At 66.4% G+C, this 375-nt stretch carries 1 protein-coding gene; it reads right to left on the bottom strand.

Going from position 1 to position 375, the window contains the following annotated elements; translation table 11 throughout:
• On the bottom strand, positions 1–375 hold a 375-nt coding region (locus tag IB241_RS27360; RefSeq protein WP_192301282.1), incomplete at both ends, for an AMP-binding protein.

The following is a 375-nucleotide window of genomic DNA, read 5'->3' as shown; positions in this document are numbered from 1 at the left end:
CGCCGCCCAGGTACAACTCGCCGGCGACGCCGATGGGTTGCAGGTTGAGCTGGGCGTCCAGCACGTAGCCGCTGCGGTTGCCCAGCAAGGTGCCAATCGGCGCGTAGACGGCGCCGCAGGGATCGCCGCGACGAGCCTTCCACAGCAACGGCGTGACCACGGTTTCAGTCGGGCCATAACCGTTGAACAAATAAGTCGGCTTGAGCGCACGCCAGGCCAGGTCGTAACTGGCCTGCGCCACCGCATCGCCGCCAAAGCAGTAGACCCGCACCGCCGGTGGATTGCCGTCGCGCTCGGCATGTTCGGCCAGCTGTTGCAGGTACACCGGCGGGAACACCGCCATGGTCACGTTGTGGCGATGCATCTGCGCGTAGG

This window comes from Pseudomonas sp. PDM05, assembly GCF_014851685.1.
Taxonomy (GTDB): Bacteria; Pseudomonadota; Gammaproteobacteria; order Pseudomonadales; family Pseudomonadaceae; genus Aquipseudomonas.
This window is presented reverse-complemented; position numbering and strand designations above follow the sequence as displayed.